Here is a 17,247-nt window from a genome sequence, read left to right on the forward strand (position 1 = left end):
CAGGCGGGGACGGGGTGGTCCGCCGACCGTCGATCGCAGCAAGGTTAGCCGGGTCGTCGCGGTCGGCCGATCGGACCCCTAGCGCGTCGCCGTAATCGATTTCGGCCCGCGCCCCACGGCCACCACGCCCGACTGCACGATCTCGCGGATGCCGTACGGCTCGAGCATGCGCAGCAGCGCGTCCAGCTTCGACCGGGTTCCGGTCGCCTCGACGGTCAGCGCGTCCGGCGAGACGTCGATCACCTTCGCGCGGAACAGCTGCACCGCCTCGATCACCTGGGTGCGCACGCTGGCGTCGGCGCGCACCTTCACCAGGATCAGCTCGCGGGCCACCGAGGCGTCGGCGTCCTGCTCGACGATCTTGATGACGTTCACCAGCTTGTTGAGCTGCTTGGTGACCTGCTCGAGCGGGAGGTCCTCGACCGTCACGACGATCGTCATGCGCGAGATCTCGGGGATCTCGGTGCCGCCGACCGCGAGCGATTCGATGTTGAACCCGCGGCGCGAGAACAGGCTCGCGACCCGCGCCAACACGCCCGGCTTGTCCTCCACGAGAACGCTCAGGGTGTGGGTGCTACTCATGCTTCGGTCCCCTTGCTCTTCTCGTGCACCATCGCCTCGTGGATGACGGCGGGCTCGGCGGCCTGCTCGTCCTCGTCGAACAGCGGCCGGATACCGCGCGCGGCCATGATTTCGTCGTTGCTGGTACCCGCGGCGACCATCGGCCACACCTGGGCGTCCTTGCCGACGATGAAGTCGATCACGACCGGACGGTCGTTGATGGACTGCGCCTCGCGGATCGCGGCCTCGACGTCCTCTTCCTTCTCCACGCGAATGCCGTGGCAGCCCAGCGCCTCGGCGAGCTTGACGAAGTCGGGGATGCGCAGGGTGTGGGTGCCCAGGTCGGTGTTGGAGTAGCGCTCTTCGTAGAAGAGGGTCTGCCACTGCCGGACCATGCCCAGGTTGCCGTTGTTGATCAGCGCGACCTTGATCGGCACGCCCTCGACGGCGCAGGTGGCCAGCTCCTGGTTGGTCATCTGGAAGCAGCCGTCACCGTCGACCGCCCACACTTCCTTGCCCGGCGCGCCCATCTTGGCGCCCATGGCGGCCGGGACGGCGTAGCCCATGGTGCCGAGACCACCGGAATTCAGCCAGGTGCGCGGCTTCTCGTACTTGATGAACTGGGCGGCCCACATCTGGTGCTGGCCGACGCCCGCGCAGTAGATCGCTTCGGGTCCGGCCAGCCGGCCGAGCGCCTCGATGACGAACTCCGGCGACAGCGAGCCGTCCTTCGGCGGGGTCCAGCCGAGCGGGTAAGACTTGCGCACGCCGTCCAGGTAGGACCACCAGTCGGAGATGTCGAGCAGCGGAGCCTCGCCCGCGGCCGGGTCGGCCTTGAGGGTCTCGATCAGCTCGGTGATGACCTCGCGGCAGTCGCCGACGATCGGGACGTCGGCGTGCCGGTTCTTGCCGATCTCGGCCGGGTCGATGTCGGCGTGGATCACCTTGGCGCCGGGCGCGAAGGAGTCCAGCTGACCGGTGACGCGGTCGTCGAAGCGGGCGCCGAGGGTGATCAGCAGGTCGGACCGCTGCAGCGCCGCGACCGCGCCGACGGTGCCGTGCATGCCGGGCATGCCCATGTTCAGCTGGTGGCTGTCCGGGAACGCGCCGCGCGCCATCAGGGTGGTGACCACCGGAATGCCGGTCAGTTCGGCCAGTTCCAGCAGCTCGGCCGAGGCGTCGGCCTTGATCACGCCGCCGCCCACGTACAGCACGGGGGCCTTCGACTCGAGGATCATTCGCGCGGCCTCGCGCACCTGCTTGCCGTGCGGCTTGGTGACCGGACGGTAGCCGGGCAGCCGCATCTCCGGCGGCCAGCTGAAGGTGGTCTGCGCCTGGAGCACGTCCTTCGGGATGTCGACGAGCACGGCGCCCGGCCTGCCGGAAGCGGCCAGGTAGAACGCCTCGGCGATCATGCGCGGGATGTCGGTGCCGTCGGTGATCAGGAAGTTGTGCTTGGTGATCGGCATGGTGATGCCGGAGATATCGGCTTCCTGGAAGGCGTCGGTGCCGATGAGGCTGCGGCCGACCTGTCCGGTGATCGCGACGATCGGCACCGAGTCCATCTGGGCGTCGGCGATCGGCGTCACCAGGTTGGTCGCGCCGGGGCCGGATGTGGCCATACACACACCGACCTTGCCGGTCGCCTGCGCGTAACCGGTGGCCGCGTGACCCGCGCCCTGCTCGTGGCGCACCAGCACGTGGCGGACCTTGGTGGAGTCGAAGAGCGGGTCGTACACCGGGAGAATCGCGCCGCCGGGAATGCCGAATACGGTGTCGACGCCGAGCTCCTCGAGCGACCGGACGACGGACTGCGCGCCGGTGACCCGCTCGGGCGGGACCTGGCGGCGGTTCGCCGTGGTCGTCGGGTGGCCAGCGGGCGATGCCTGCTGAGTAGCCGAAGGCGCTGACCTGCGGGCCGAGGGCCCGGGCCGTGCGGTTGGTGCGCTCACCGTCTTCGTTCCTAACTTGTCGTTCTTGACCCCGGACAACACTGCTGTGCTTGACACGACCGGTCTTCGCGACCCGCCGCGCCGGAAAATGCCCGAACACAAAAAAGCCCCCGACCAGCGCATAGCTGTTCGAGGGTGGCGCGTCGCAACGCGAGCTGACGTATTCGACCTAGGTAGTCAGGCTCAACGCTGGACGCGCCGGCCGAGTACGAGCAACTCGTTTCGATTCACGCGCACGACGTTAAGCGGCTATGAACCGAAGAGTCAAACAGATGACCCAGTGCATCCCATTATGTGGGACTCCAGTGGTTGCTTGTGTCCGATTACCAGGATGCGAGGATGGTGGTGTGTCATCACCGCATCAGTCCGTGCCACCGGCTAAATCGTCCCACACCTCCGACGCGGGATCGGATACGGGTCGGCCGGAGGCGAAGGTCATCCGCATTCAGCCACTCGCCTACCTCGGCGTGGTGGTGCTCGCGCTGTGCGTGTTCCTCTTCTTCGTCGGCTGGCCCGCGGGCCTGTGGTGGCTGCTGCCGCTCCCCGCGGTGGTGGCCGCCTGGGTGGCGCGCACCCGGACCGTCGTGTCCGACGCCGGTCTCGACCTGCGCACCCTCTTCGGGTCGCGGCACCTCGATTGGGACCAGATCAAGGGCGTGAGCATTCCCAAGCGCGGGTTCGTGCGCGCGCACCTAGCCGACGAGTCGGAGGTGAAGCTGCCCGCGGTGAGCTACGACCAGCTGCGCACGCTGATCACCGCGTCCAAGGGGCGGCTGCCCGACGTGTTCGGCGCGGCCGCGGCGGCCGAGGCCGAACGGGACGCCGAAGAGCGCGCCGCCGAGGAGCCGGCCGCGCGGGACACCCCGGAGACGGATCGCGAGTCCGACGGCGACTAGAGGCCTACGCGAGTCCGGCGGCGAAAGGCGCTGGCAGCCGAAGGTCCGCAGATCGCGCCTGGCCGGAGCGAAGGCGCAGGTGCATCCAGACCTGTCCTCGCGTCCGCGATACGAGGTGCTCTCAGCCCGGGGACGAAACCCGCTCGCGCACAAGAGCCTCCCGCGCGACGGAATATCGGCTGGACGCGCGGCGCTAGTCTTGGACGTAGCTGCGCCAACGGTGGACACCCGCCCGCGCGGCTGGACGGTTCGGGTACCGACACACACTCGATGACACCGTCGGCGCCGGCGACCACCACCCGCGGCGAACCCACGAACACGCGACGCGCGAGCGGTCACCGCCACGGCGGATCGGCTACCGCGACCGGCGAAATCGGCCCGGCACCCCCGGGAGTACCGTGGAGCAGCCGCCGAACAAGCTCTGCGCACGCCGAGCGAACTCCGCGCAGTCGCACGACAGCCCCCGCGACCCCCTCGAGGACCACTCATGCCACCGCTTCGTTCACGCACCACCACCGCCGGACGCAACGCCGCAGGCGCACGCGCGCTGTGGCGGGCCACCGGTCTCACCGACTCCGACTTCGGCAAGCCGATCGTCGCGATCGCGAACTCCTACACCCAGTTCGTGCCCGGCCACGTGCATTTGAAGGACGTCGGCGAGATCGTGGCCGAGGCGGTCCGCGCCGCGGGTGGCGTGCCGCGCGAATTCCACACCATCGCCGTGGACGACGGTATCGCCATGGGCCACGGCGGCATGCTCTACTCGCTGCCCTCCCGCGAGATCATCGCCGACTCCGTGGAATACATGGCCAACGCGCACACCGCCGACGCGCTGGTGTGTATCTCCAACTGCGACAAGATCACTCCGGGCATGCTGAATGCCGCCATGCGGCTCAACATCCCGGCCGTGTTCGTCTCCGGCGGTCCGATGGAGGCCGGTAAGGCCGTCGTGGTCGGCGGTGTCGCGCAGGCGCCGACGGACCTGATCACCGCGATCTCGGCCAGCGCCAACAGCAACGTCAGCGAGGAGGGGCTGGACGAGGTCGAGCGCAGCGCCTGCCCGACCTGCGGCTCCTGCTCGGGCATGTTCACCGCCAACTCGATGAACTGCCTCACCGAGGCGCTGGGTCTCGCGCTGCCCGGCAACGGCTCCACGCTCGCCACGCATGCCGCCCGTCGCGCGCTGTTCGAGAAGGCGGGCCGGGTGATCGTCGACATCGCCAACCGCTGGTACCGCGAGGACGACGCCTCGGTGCTGCCGCGAAACGTGGCCAACGAGAAGGCGTTCCACAACGCGATGGCGCTCGACGTGGCGATGGGCGGTTCCACCAACACGGTGCTGCACACCCTCGCCGCCGCCCAGGAGGGCGAGATCGATTTCGATCTGAGCACCATCGACGAGATCAGCCGCAAGGTGCCCTGCCTGTCCAAGGTGTCGCCGAACTCCGACTACCACATGGAGGACGTGCACCGGGCGGGCGGCATCCCCGCTCTCCTCGGCGAGCTGCGCCGCGCCGGACTGCTCGATCCCGACGTGACCACCGTGCACACCGCGAGCTTCGACGAATGGCTCGACACCTGGGACATCCGCTCCGGCAAGGCATCCGACGAGGCCATCGAGCTGTTCCACGCAGCGCCCGGCGGTGTCCGCACCACCGAGCCGTTCTCCACGGAGAACCGGTGGTCCTCGCTGGACACCGACGCCGCGGGCGGCTGCATCCGCGACAAGGAGCACGCCTACACCGTCGAGGGCGGTCTTGTCGTGCTGCGCGGCAACATCGCACCGGACGGCGCGATCCTCAAGACCGCGGGCATAGATGAAGACCTCTTCACCTTCCAGGGCCCGGCCGTCGTCGTGGAATCGCAGGAGGAGGCCGTGTCGGTCATCCTCGCCAAGCAGATCAAGCCGGGCGATGTGATCGTCGTGCGCTACGAGGGTCCCGCGGGCGGCCCCGGCATGCAGGAAATGCTGCACCCCACCGCATTCCTGAAGGGCTCGGGCCTCGGCAAGCAGTGCGCGCTGATCACCGACGGCCGCTTCTCCGGCGGCACCTCGGGTCTGTCGATCGGCCACATCTCCCCCGAGGCGGCCAGCGGCGGCGTGATCGGACTCATCGAGAACGGCGACCAGATCCGCATCGACGTCGCCACCCGCACCCTCGAGGTGCTCGTCGACGACGCCGTCCTCGCCGAGCGCCGCGCCAAGATGGACGCCTCCGAGCGCCCCTGGCAGCCCGTCGACCGCGACCGCCCCGTCACCACCGCCCTGCGCGCCTACGCCGCCCTGGCCACCTCGGCCGACAAGGGCGCCGTCCGCCACGTGCCCTGATCGACCCACACGACGAAGGCCCCCGGTTCCGCATCGGGGGCCTTCGCGTTGTTCGGGACGGAGGTCAGTCGAAGGGGCCGATGCCGGTGAGGGGGTTGCCGCCGTGCAGGTACCAGTAGGTGACTGCGGCGGCTGCGATGGCGAGCGCCAAGGCGGCGAAGGAGCCGTAGGCGGGGCGGGTGGCCCAGCTGCGGCTGCGGTCGAGGGACCAGCGGCCGGGACCGGTGAGGATGACGGCGGCGGCCGCGCCCGCGAGGATCGTCTCGAGTTCGACGCCCGTGGGGACCGAGCCCTTGTACTGGAAGCCAGGGAGAATGCCCTGCTTCCACGCCCAGGCGTCGAGGATCACGGCGAGCACCGCGCCCGCGGCGAGCGGGGTGGCCAGGCCGAGGATCAGCAGCGCGCCGCCGCCGATCTCGCCCGCGACGAGCAGCAGCGTGGCGACGATCGAGTGGTCCCAGCCGCCGTCGGCCAACATGTCGCGGGTGCCGTCCAGGCCGGAGCCGTGGAACCAGCCGGTGAGCTTCTGCAGACCGTGGTAGACGAAGGTGGCGCCGACCACCAGCCGCAGCAGGAGCAGGCCGAGATCGAGGGTGCCGCGCCGGTTTTCGGCGGCGCGGCGCAGCGCCACCTTGCTCGGCTCGCCGGGCGGGTTGGCGGCGGGCGGGATGCTGGCGTAGGAGTACGCGGACTCGCCGGATTCGACCTGCTGGACGCTCGGCACGTCGGGGTCGAGGCCGAGTTCGTCGTCGGTGCGGGGCACATCGCCCGGGCGCGGCTTGGTCATGTCCACCACGGGGAGCTGCTGGGTCGGCGAATCGAACGGACTGGTGACCGTACGCCCCGTGGCGGGCTGCTCGCCCGTGACCGGGGCGGTGGGAGTCTGATTCGGCTTGTCGGTCACGGCCGGGCCTCGCTGCCCCTCGGCGCCGTGTTCGGTGAATGCGCGGTGCCGATACTTCGCTCGCTCATGGGTGTACACCCTATGTCGCACCACGCGGCGGCGGGAGTCGACGTGATTGTGGCGTGTCAACACGCACCCGGGAGCGGCGGCGGCGACGGTATTTCCGTAACGTCTGGGGCATGAGGTTGGTTGTCGTGGGGCGTCTCGCCTTGAGTCTGGCGCTCGGATCCGCTCTGCTCGCCGGGTGCGCCCGGTTCGACGATTCCGCGTCGAGCCCGTTCACCCCCGAGCCGACGTTCAGTCCCGCGGACCCCAAGCCGCCGAAGCAGGGGCCACCGTCGACGACCCGCCCGAGCGGACCCTGCATCGACCCCGACCCGGCCGTGGTCGCGACCTGCCTGGACACCACCGCCGGGATGGTCGGCGTCGCCGAGGGTGCGCTGGTCGCCGAGCGGCGCACCGGCCGCATCCTGCGGGTGATCGATCCGGATCAGCCGCCGGTCGAGATCGCACGCTTGGACGTGGACGGCTCGGCCGACGGCGGACTCAGCGATATCGCGCTCTCGCCCACCTACCGCGAGGACGGTCTGCTCTACGCGTACATCACCACCGCAAGCGACAACCGCGTCGTCCGCATCGCGGAGGGCGGCCCGCCCAAGGACATCCTCACCGGAATCCCCAAGGGCGCCAGCGGTAATCACGGCGCGATCGAATGGGCGAGCCCCAGCCAGCTGCTGGTGCTGACCGGCGACGCGGGCAACCCCGGACTGGCCTCGACCCCGTCCTCCCTGGCGGGCAAGCTGCTACGGGTGAACTCGCCCGCGCCCGGCGGTGCGGCGGCGCCGGAGGTCGCGGTCTCGGGCATCGGTATTGCGGGTGATCTGTGCCGCGACGGCAAGGACAGCATCTGGTTCACCGACCGCACCCCCGTCGAGGACCGGCTGCAACGGCTGGGTCCGGACGGCTCGGTCGGCATCGCGTGGACCTGGCCGGACCGGCCGGGCGTCGCGGGCTGCGCCGCCGCAGCCGACGGTGTGGCGGTCTCGCTGACCAACGCCAAGGCGCTCGCGATCGCGGCGGCCGACGAGAACACCCGCGCGGTGACCACGGCCCCCACCCTGCTCGCCCAGGACCGCTACGGCCAGCTCGGCGGCGCGACCATCGGCCCCGACGGCAACGTCTGGGTCGGCACTGTCAACAAGACCGACGGGCAGCCCGGCCCCAACGACGACCGCGTCGTCCGCATTCCGCCGCAGAGCGCGGGCGGCACCGGACCGGACTAGATCAGTTCTCGCGCCGACCGCTACGCGGGCCCGGCGTCCCCGCAGACGAACGCGCCGCCCGCGACCGAAGAGGTTGCGGGCGGCGCGTCGTGTCGGGTCAGGAGCAGGCGGCGAGGACGAGTTCGCGGACGCGCGCGGCGTCGGCTTGGCCGCGGGTCGCCTTCATGACGTCGCCGACGATCTTGCCCGCGGCCTGCACCTTGCCGGAGCGGATCTTCTCGGCGATGTCGGGGTTGGCGGCGAGCGCCTTCTCGACCTCGGCCTGCAGGGCGCTGTCGTCGCTGACCATGCCGAGGCCCTTGGCCTCGACGATCGCGGCGGGCTCGCCTTCACCGGCGAGCACGAAATCGACGACCTGCTTGGCGACCTTGCTGTTGACGGTCTTGGCCTCGACCAGCTTGGTCACCTCGGCCACCTGCTCCGGGGTGATGGGCAGGTCCTCGAGACCGACCTCGCGTTCCTTGGCCTTCTCGGTGAGGTAGTTGACCCACCAGGAGCGCGCCTCGTTGGCCGGGGCGCCCGCCTCGACGGTGGCGATGATGGCGTCGAGCGCGCCCGCGTTCACCACGTCGCGCATGACCTCGTCCGACCAGCCCCAGTCGGCCTGGATCCTGGCCCGGCGCAGCCACGGGTATTCGGGGATGGTGGTGCGCAGTTCCTCGACCCATGCCGCGTCGGGCGCGACGGGTTCGAGGTCGGGCTCGGGGAAGTAGCGGTAGTCTTCCGCGGTTTCCTTGCGACGGCCCGGTGAGGTGCTGCCGTCGGTCTCGTGGAAGTGCCGGGTCTCCTGCACGATGCTGCCGCCCTCGGCCAGCACGGCGGCCTGGCGGCGCATCTCGAAGCGCACCGCGACCTCGACGCTCTTGAGCGAGTTGACGTTCTTGGTCTCGGTGCGGGTGCCGAATTCGGTGGCCCCGATCGGCATCAGCGAGACGTTGGCGTCGCAGCGCAGCGAACCCTGCTCCATCTTGACGTCCGAAACGTCCAGTGCCTTCAGCAGATCCCGCAGCGCGGTGACGTAGGCGCGAGCCACCTCCGGCGCCCGCTCCCCCGCGCCGGTGATCGGCTTGGTGACGATCTCGATGAGCGGCACGCCCGCCCGGTTGTAGTCGAGCAGCGAGTGGCTCGCACCGTGGATGCGGCCGGTGGCGCCGCCGATGTGCACGGACTTGCCGGTGTCCTCCTCCATGTGGGCGCGCTCGATGTCCACGCGGAAGATGCTGCCGTCGTCGAGCACCACGTCCAGGTGGCCGTTGGTGGCGATCGGCTCGTCGTACTGGCTGATCTGGTAGTTCTTCGGCTGGTCGGGGTAGAAGTAGTTCTTCCGCGCGAACCGGCCCCACGGGGTGATCGAGCAGTTCAGCGCCAGGCCGATGCGGATCGCCGATTCCACGGCCTGCCGGTTCACCACCGGCAGTGAACCGGGCAGGCCGAGGCACACCGGGCACACCTGGGTGTTGGGCTGCGCGCCGAATTCGGTGGCGCAGCCACAGAACATCTTGGTCGCGGTGGACAGCTCGACGTGGACCTCCATGCCGAGCACCGGCTCGTACCGGGCGATGACGTCGGTGTAGTCCATCAGCTCGACGGTGGTTGTGCTCATGCCGATCAGTCTAGGTAAGCGTCCGGTCGGCACCGCGCCGACCTCCGCGGTTCGGGCTGGGTGAATTACTTCGTCGGGAACCGCTGGGTGAGCCAGTTCGTCACATAGGTGAGGACCTGCGGATCGATCGTCGTCTCGATGGCGGTGTACTCGCTGGGCAGGCCCGTCTGGGTGGGCTGCATCAGATGGTTGAGGCCGGGGAAGACGTGCACGGTGGCATCCGGATCACCGGCGAGCAGCGGGCGGGCGGGCGGCTCGTTCTGCGTGGCGAGCACCTGAAGGTCCTTGTCGCCGAAGAACGCAAGCACCGGGATCCGCAGCGCGGACAGCGCGGGCGCGGGATCGTGGGCGACGAGCGCGGCGAAATACGGGGTGATCTCCGCGCCGACCTGGTCGTCCGGCACACGCTGGTCCTCGGGCAGCTCGGCGTTGTTGCGCTTCGCCAAGGCCTTGGCCCCTTCGAGGTCACCGGCCTTCAGCAACGCAACCATCTCGGCGGTCCCGCGCACCTGCTCATCGATCTCTTCGGGGGACGCGCCGTTGGCGGCCAGCAGCGCCCTGGTCTGTTCGATCAATACCTCGCCGCCGGGCACCGTGGGACCCGCCATCAGGATCACGAAGGCCACGCCGCTGTCGGGGCGCGCGGCGACCATCGGCGCGAGGTAGCCGCCCTCGCTGTGGCCGAGCAGCCCGACGCGCGCCGGGTCGATGTCGGGGCGGGCACGCAGGAAGCGCACGCCCGCGGCGACGTCGTTGGACAGGTCGGTGTAGTTCGCCACGTCCAGCTTGCCGCCGGTGCCGCCGACGCCGCGGTCGTCGGTGCGCAATACCGCGTAGCCCGCGCGGGTGAGGGTGTCGGCAAGCAGCAGGAAGGGCTTGTGGCCCATCAGTTCTTCGTTGCGGTCCTGCGGGCCGCTGCCGGTGACCAGCAGCACCGCGGGAAACGGCCCGGCGCCTTCGGGTTCGGTGAGGGTGCCCGCGATGGTGATGTCGCCGCTGGGGTAGCTCACGTCCTCCGAGCGGTACGGGAACGGCGGTTTCGGTTCCTGCGGCCGGGCGAGCTGCGCCACGGCGCCACGCTCGAGTGTCAGTGGGAACCGCTGTCCGAACTGGGTGAAATCACCGGTGATCCGGTCGGAGCCCGCGTCGTAGTTGCCCTTGAACGCGGGGTCGCCGGGAATATTCGGAATGGCGAAGGCGACGCCGCCGCGATCGGATTTCACGTCCTTCAGCGGTTCGTCCTGCACGCCCTGCAGCGGAATGTCGATGGTAGCGGTGCCGTCACCCGCGAAGGTCACCCCGATGTCGAGTGGCTGGCCGGGGATCTCGATCGCACCGTGCCAGTCACCGGTGGTCGGTTCCGGCGGGTTCGATTCCTCCGTACAGCTCGCCACCAGCGCGGCGACCACGAACACGACCACTGCGAGCACTCGACCGGTACGCATGCAGCGACAGTACCCACGACCAGGCTCGATCCGGATCAACCGCTAGTCGCACGGACCGTACGCCGCGGGAATGATCTGGCGTCCAGAAGATCCCGGAGGACGATCACTCCCCGCGCGCGTACCGCACCGCGTCCGCGACCGCCGCCATATCCATGCCCGGGTCCGCGACCTCTTCGAACTCGAGCATCGCGTCCTCGACCGTGCGGCGCCGCCCCGACGCGATCAGCTCGCGCCGGGCGTAGTCGCCGAGCGGGTATCCGGCGGCGCGAGCCCGCCTGCCGAGCACGGTCAGCGTCTCGGCGGGCAGGTTGTAGACCGTCACGAGCGCCGACGAGTCCCGGTCGATCTCGGGCGTGATATCGCGCCCCTCCGACTCCAGGAACTCGACGACCGCGTCCTCCGGTGCGCGCATCGTGGCCCGCGCGACGAGCTCCGCGCGCAGGTACTCGGCGACGGGAAGTTCCGCGGCGCGGGCCCGGCGGCGCAGCACGGCGGCGGTGTCGGCGGGCAGATCGTCGATGGCAAGACCCATGGCGGCCAGCGTAATTGCCGCCGGAGCGGGTGTCAGCCGAAGAACGCCTCCGCTTCGCGGTAGCGGTCGGCGGGCACCCGCTTGAGCTGTTTGGTGGCCTCCGCGAGCGGCACCAGCTCGATGGCGGTGCCGTGCAGGGCGACCATCTGACCGAACCGCCCCGCGTGCACCGCCTCGGCGGCGTGCAGGCCGAACCGGGTGGCCAGCACCCGGTCGTAGGGGGTCGGGCTGCCGCCGCGCTGGACGTGGCCGAGCACGGTGGTGCGCACCTCCTTGCCGATGCGGCGTTCGATCTCGGCGCCGAGCTGCTGGGCGACGCCGGTGAATCGCTCGTGCCCGAACTCGTCGATGCCGCCTTCGCGCAGCGCGAAGCCGGAGTCCGGCGCCGGATGCGAACCTTCGGCCACGACGCAGATGAAGTGCTTGTCCCCGCGCTGGAAGCGGCGCTTGATCATGGCGCAGACCTCGTCCACGTCGAACGGGACCTCGGGAACCAAGGTCAGGTGCGCGCCCGCGGCCATGCCGGAGTTGATCGCGATCCAGCCCGCGTGCCTGCCCATCACCTCGACCAGCATCACGCGCTGGTGCGATTCGGCGGTGGTGTGCAAGCGGTCGATCGCCTCGGTGGCGATGGACAGTGCGGTGTCGTGGCCGAATGTGACATCGGTGCAGTCGATGTCGTTGTCGATGGTCTTGGGCACGCCGACCACGGGGACGCCCTCTTCGGACAGCCAGCTGGCGGCGGTGAGGGTGCCTTCGCCGCCGATGGGTATGAGTGCTTCGATGCCGTTGTCGTCGAGCGTCTGTTTGATCTGGCCGAGCCCGGCCAGCAGAACGTCGGGATTGGTGCGTGCGGTGCCGAGCATGGTGCCGCCCTTGGTGAGCAGCCGGTCGGTGCGGTCGTCGTTGAGGATGTTGGTCTTCCGGTCTTCCAATAGGCCGCGCCAGCCGTCTTGGAAGCCCACGATCGCGTCCCCGTACCGTCCGTTCGCGGTGCGAACGACGGCACGGATGACCGCGTTCAGTCCTGGACAGTCCCCGCCTCCGGTCAAGACTCCGATGCGCATGGCCGCTATCTTGCACCGCTCGGCGGCATCCGGCAGCCCCGCCCCCGTGAACCCTGGGTTACGTCCCGCTCAGCACGGCATTCACCGCGTGTGTCGGGAGTACCTGCGCCTTTGGGCGGTGCTTCGATGGCTGTGGTTCGGCGCGCCACTCAGGGACGGCACTTGCCGCCGGTCAGTTCGTCGAGGTGGTCGGAGATCAGCGTGGCCATCTTGTCCAGCGCACTCATGCCTTCCGAGAACGAGCCCGATTCGGGTTGGGCGGCAAAGGCGATGGCGATCTTCCCGGTGGGACCGTCGATGATGCCGAACTGACGCACCAGGTAGTTGCCGGAGGCGTCGGGTCCCCAGCCGCCCTTGAACTCCGCGCCGCGGAAGGCGCCGAGGCCCCAGCGGTGGTTCGGGACGATCTCGGCCATCAGGTCCACCACGGTGTCCGACTCCGGCAGGCAGGGCAGCCGTGAGGCGAAACGGGCCTGCTCGATCAGCGACCATTCCGCCTGGCCGAACGCCGAATGCTCGGCGCGGCTGCGCGTCGCGGGCACCGCGGTCTTGCTGTCGCCGCCCTCGCGCAGCACCGCCTCGACGGCCTTGGCCGCCTCCTGCGGACTGCCGAGGCCCTGCCACAGCGTGTCGGCCGCGGCATTGTCGGAGGAAGTGATGGCGAGCGTCATGGCGTAGCTCGAAACGTCGGGATTGCGGCGCTGCGCGGCGATGACCAGCGGCACCTTCATGGTCGACCAGGCGGGTCCGGTGGTCCAGTCGCCGAAGGTCAATATCCGATCGCCACCCACGGGCATGGCCACCATGCCGAAATGGCCGCGCAGCTCGGCACGCAATTCCAGGAAGTCCGCCGCCAGCGTGCCCGGCAGCGTGAACTCCAGGTTCATCTGGTCGCTGCGCGAGGCGGCCTCGGTGATGGTCGTCGCCTCGGCGGAGTCGCCGCTGGATCCTGCGCTGCACGAGGTCAGCATCGCCACGGCGAGCAAGCCGGCACCCAGCGCCTTGCCGAGGCGCCCGCATCGATCAGTAGACATCTTTCGGCACATCCTCGTTGCGAACTACGCCCGGTCTCGGTGTCAGCAGGGCGTCTCGACACCGTACTGGGAGCTCGTGTCGATCACCCATTTTCGCCGGAGGGAGGCCTATGACGTACTGCTGCCGCCGATTCCACAAACCATCGGGCCGTGGGACATCTCCCCGGCACTCGGGGCGCGGACCAGCGAGGTTGGGGACCAGACGGTTTCGGGCCCGCTGGGCGCGGCACACGACACGCGGCCGCGCGGACACGGACGCGCGAGCATGCTCGCGGTGTCCGAACCAGGCAGGGACATCGGGACAAACAGGTCGGAGCACCTTCACCTTCCAGCCAGGCTTCGCCGGGCGGTCGGAATCGGTACCGACACGCGCGTATTGCTGGCGGCCGATCCTACCTGGAACTCGCCCGTTGTGATCCCTCGAAATTTCACTTTTCGCAATGCCCGTCGATACCCTGCCGACATCACCGCAGCACAGGGCCTATGACACTCGACGGCTGGCCGCCAACGGAATTCGTCGACACGTCATGGACCATAGGTCATCAGCACCGCCAACGACCCGACGATCGGCGCGCACCGCAACGGCGCGAGTTCCGCGGGAATCGTCATCGCGACGCGGCGTAACACCTCCAGCGCCGTCGTGCGGCCGCCGCGTTGCTCCACCAATCGGGTGCCGTGGATCGCGAGACCCGCCGTCGCGCGCCGATCCTCCACGCAGGCGGCGTCGGCGAGATCGAGAGCCGTTCGATATCGCCCGAGATCATCCTGGCTCGCCGCGGCGACGAGATCGGCGCCCGCGAGTTCGGACTCTAGGACGAGATCGGCCGGGTCACTGAGCGACGCGGCGGTACGGTCCGGACGATCGCCCGACGACGTCCGCGGTCCGGCAAAGCCGAACAGAACGAGACAGGCCGCGAGGGCCAGCGCCGCTCCCAGTACGACGGTCCACACGTCCGACACCCTCGACGGAGCGCCGCCTGGCCGCCTCGGGGGTCGATGCCCCGAGCCGGAGGACAGAGAGCGGACGATCGACGAGAGGGCGGACATCGCACCTCCTGGAGGGTCGCTGGAAGTTAACCAATCGATCGCTGCGGCGTCTGGCAACATTACGCCGTTACCGATTGCCGTGTCCTCCGTCGGCCGGAGAGCGACGACTCCCGCGGGTCTCCACGCCTAACGACCTCGACCGCGGCAGGCATGCCTCGCACGCCGACGATCCCGGCCGGAGGCATGTTCTCCCTTCTCGGCCTCGGACGATCCCCGTACTTCCTCGGCCTCGGACGATCCCCGTTCTCGGCCTCCGCAGTCTGAGCCAGCCTGCGAGCTACACAGACTTCCGTCGGCAGCGAGCATCCCGATATGCGCGTCGCTGCCAGGTAGCTGTGAACGGTGTCGACAGATTCCGGTCCAGTCGAACCGGTCCGGTCACGGCTCGAACGCCTGATCGGCAGCGGCATTCCCGCGGCTCATCACGGCCCACGGCGATCGAAGTTTGCCGCCCTTGCGCTGATTCGCTCGTTGTCCGTCGGCGCGGACGGCTTCAGTAGACGTAGACCACCGCGTTCTCACCGCCGGTGCAGGTCACGACCTGGCCGTCGGCCGCGCAGGTCATCGTGTAGGCCCGGCCGGTGACCGGGCTCGTGGCCACCACCGACCGCGATCCGCCCGTGCTGCCCGCCGCGGTGTAGGCCTTGCGCACTTCCTCGGCGAACGGGCAGCTGGTGACCGAGTTGCCGATGGCGGCCCTGGAGAAGGCGCCGGATGCTTGTCCCGCGCCGCAGGGTGTCGCGCCGGCGGGGAGGGTGGCCGAGGTCGCCGACGTCGAGGTCCGGGCGGTCGTCGTCGGCGCGGCCGAGGCCGCGGGCACGCGCGCCGAGGTCAGGGACGCGCCCGCCTTGCCTTCGGAGGCGGTGTTGGCCGGCGCATCACGGGAGCTCATCGTCTGCCAGACGACCGCGCCCGAGACGGTGACCACGACGATCACCAGCACCGCGAACAGCAGGGGCAGCACGACGGACCGCCGCGGCTCCGACGGGGAGTAGGGGTCGTAGCGTTCGCCGTAGGCGTCGTACCCGTGCGGCGGATACTGTTCGCCGCCCGGTCCCTGCGCGGCGTAATCCGCGTAGGTCGGCTGCGGGACGGGTTGCGCGCCGTGCCGCGGCTGGGGCGGCGGGGCGAACGGCGATTCCGGGTAGCGCTGAGTCTCCGGTGCGGCTTGCGGCACGTCGGGGACGGGGGACGCGTAGCGCTGGGTCTCCGGCGCGGCCTGCGGTATTTCGGGGACGGGGGACGCGTAGCGCTGGGTCTCCGGCGCGGCCTGCGGTATTTCGGGGACCGGGGACGCGTAGCGCTGGGTCTCCGGCGCGGTGAACTGCGCGGGCTCGGACGCCGGGTACTGATCCGCGTACCGGGGTTCGTTGTACTGGGTTTCGTTGTACTGGGTTTCGGCGTACTGGTTCTCGGTGTACTGGGGTTCGGCGTACCGCTGGGACTCCGGGTACAGGTGCGCGTCGGGGAACGGCCGCACCTGCGGCAGCGGTCCGGTCGGCGGCGCCGGGGTCTGCTGGGGCGGCAGCGGGGTGAACTGGATGTCGGCGGGACGGATCTCGGTCGGTGCGGTCGGATGGATGATCGCGGGAACCGACAACTCCCCGGTGGCTTCCGGCGGCACCGCCCCGCGCCCGGTCGGATCCGATTTCCCGAACCTGGCGGGATCGGGCGCGCGCACGACGAAGGTCGGTCCGGGCGCGGCGGGCGACGGCGATCCCACCACCGCGCGGGCCGCGCGCGCCAGCTCGCTCGCGGACGCGAAACGGTCCGCGGGATCCTTCGCCATGCCGCGGGCGATCACGTCGTCCAGGCCGGGCGTGATTCCCGCGCGTTCGGCGCTCGGCCGCGGCGGCGGATCGGACAGATGGGACTTGATCAGCACGCTCATGCTCGCCGCCGGGAACGGCGTTGCCCCGGTGAGGCATTCGTGCAGTACGCAGGCCAGCGAGTAGATGTCGGCGCGACCGGTCACCGGACCGACGTCGAAACGCTCCGGCGCCATGTAGATGTAGGAGCCGACCGCCATGCCGACCTGGGTCACCGCCGAGTCGCCCTCGGTGTGGGCGATGCCGAAATCGACCAGGTAGGCGAAGTCGGCGTCGGTGACGAGAATGTTGGCGGGTTTGACGTCGCGGTGCACCAAACCGTCGGCGTGCGCGGCATCCAGCGCGGCGGCGATCTGTTCGATGATGAAGACGGCGCGTTCCGGGCTCAACGGCCCCTGCCCGCGCAGGATCGAGCGTAGGTCGACCCCGTTGACCAACCGCATGTCGATGAACAGGACGCCGTCGATCACGCCCCAGTCGTGGATCGGGATGACGTGCGGCTCGGCGAGCCGGGCAGCGGCCTGCGATTCCCTGCGGAAACGCACCTGGTACACCGGGTCTTTGGCGAGTTCCTCGGACAGCAGCTTGACCGCGACCACCCGGTCCTTCACCGTGTCGTAGGCCTCGTAGACCTCGCCCATGCCGCCCTTGCCCAGCAGCGAGCGCAACTCGTACGACCCGAACCGACTACCGACTCGCCATCCCGGTCCGACCACCCCGTGCAACCTCCACATCCCAGGCGGCGACCCATCGCTGCGGGCTGCC

The 17,247-nt window shown here is 69.8% G+C and carries 12 protein-coding genes and 1 pseudogene; 3 read left to right on the top strand and 10 right to left on the bottom strand.

The window, feature by feature from the left end; genetic code table 11:
- Positions 1 to 78 precede the first annotated feature (78 nt).
- Entirely contained in the window at positions 79 to 582 is a 504-nt protein-coding gene (gene ilvN / locus NL1_RS00350; protein WP_067832673.1) for an acetolactate synthase small subunit, read from the bottom strand.
- Positions 579 to 2,513 (bottom strand): acetolactate synthase large subunit, encoded by a 1,935-nt coding sequence (locus NL1_RS00355; protein ID WP_067832674.1) that lies wholly within the window; start codon positions 2,511 to 2,513, stop codon positions 579 to 581. The genes ilvN and NL1_RS00355 overlap by 4 nt, the downstream gene beginning before the upstream one ends.
- A gap of 347 nt (positions 2,514 to 2,860) precedes the next feature.
- Between NL1_RS00355 and NL1_RS00360 the strand changes: the two genes are divergently transcribed.
- A complete protein-coding gene (locus NL1_RS00360; RefSeq protein ID WP_156094579.1) occupies positions 2,861 to 3,409 on the top strand; it encodes a PH domain-containing protein in 549 nt (182 codons plus the stop codon).
- 487 nt (positions 3,410 to 3,896) lie between these two features.
- Entirely contained in the window at positions 3,897 to 5,738 is a 1,842-nt protein-coding gene (gene ilvD, locus NL1_RS00365) for a dihydroxy-acid dehydratase (protein WP_067832677.1), read from the top strand.
- Positions 5,739 to 5,802: 64 nt separating this feature from the next.
- On the opposite strand, the gene NL1_RS00370 is transcribed toward ilvD, so the two are convergent.
- Positions 5,803 to 6,642: a DoxX family protein gene (locus NL1_RS00370; protein ID WP_067832936.1), complete on the bottom strand. Its 840-nt coding sequence runs from the start codon at positions 6,640 to 6,642 to the stop codon at positions 5,803 to 5,805.
- Between the two features lie 179 nt (positions 6,643 to 6,821).
- Here NL1_RS00370 and NL1_RS00375 point away from each other — a divergent pair, with 179 nt between their 5' ends.
- Positions 6,822 to 7,925, top strand: a complete 1,104-nt coding sequence (locus NL1_RS00375) for a PQQ-dependent sugar dehydrogenase (RefSeq protein WP_067832679.1) — start codon at positions 6,822 to 6,824, stop codon at positions 7,923 to 7,925.
- A 97-nt stretch (positions 7,926 to 8,022) separates the two neighbouring features.
- On the opposite strand, the gene gatB is transcribed toward NL1_RS00375, so the two are convergent.
- The 7 genes and pseudogenes from gatB to NL1_RS40365 all read right to left on the bottom strand — a co-directional run.
- Positions 8,023 to 9,528, bottom strand: coding sequence for an Asp-tRNA(Asn)/Glu-tRNA(Gln) amidotransferase subunit GatB (gene gatB, locus NL1_RS00380; protein WP_067832681.1), 1,506 nt, complete (start codon positions 9,526 to 9,528; stop codon positions 8,023 to 8,025).
- A gap of 65 nt (positions 9,529 to 9,593) precedes the next feature.
- Positions 9,594 to 10,973, bottom strand: a complete 1,380-nt coding sequence (locus NL1_RS00385; protein ID WP_067832683.1) for an alpha/beta hydrolase family protein — start codon at positions 10,971 to 10,973, stop codon at positions 9,594 to 9,596.
- A gap of 103 nt (positions 10,974 to 11,076) precedes the next feature.
- A complete protein-coding gene (locus tag NL1_RS00390) occupies positions 11,077 to 11,505 on the bottom strand; it encodes a hypothetical protein (protein ID WP_067832685.1) in 429 nt (142 codons plus the stop codon).
- A 32-nt stretch (positions 11,506 to 11,537) separates the two neighbouring features.
- Positions 11,538 to 12,572, bottom strand: a complete 1,035-nt coding sequence (locus NL1_RS00395; RefSeq protein WP_067832687.1) for an ATP-dependent 6-phosphofructokinase — start codon at positions 12,570 to 12,572, stop codon at positions 11,538 to 11,540.
- A 149-nt stretch (positions 12,573 to 12,721) separates the two neighbouring features.
- Positions 12,722 to 13,606 (bottom strand): serine hydrolase, encoded by an 885-nt coding sequence (locus NL1_RS00400; RefSeq protein ID WP_067832690.1) that lies wholly within the window; start codon positions 13,604 to 13,606, stop codon positions 12,722 to 12,724.
- Positions 13,607 to 14,131: 525 nt separating this feature from the next.
- Positions 14,132 to 14,557, bottom strand: a complete 426-nt coding sequence (locus NL1_RS00405; RefSeq protein WP_156094580.1) for a hypothetical protein — start codon at positions 14,555 to 14,557, stop codon at positions 14,132 to 14,134.
- A gap of 1,807 nt (positions 14,558 to 16,364) precedes the next feature.
- Positions 16,365 to 17,216 (bottom strand): annotated as a pseudogene (locus tag NL1_RS40365) (serine/threonine-protein kinase); the annotation flags it as partial.
- Positions 17,217 to 17,247: the final 31 nt, after the last annotated feature.

It is taken from the genome of Nocardia lijiangensis NBRC 108240 (assembly GCF_001613045.1).
Classification (GTDB): Bacteria; Actinomycetota; Actinomycetes; order Mycobacteriales; family Mycobacteriaceae; genus Nocardia; species Nocardia lijiangensis.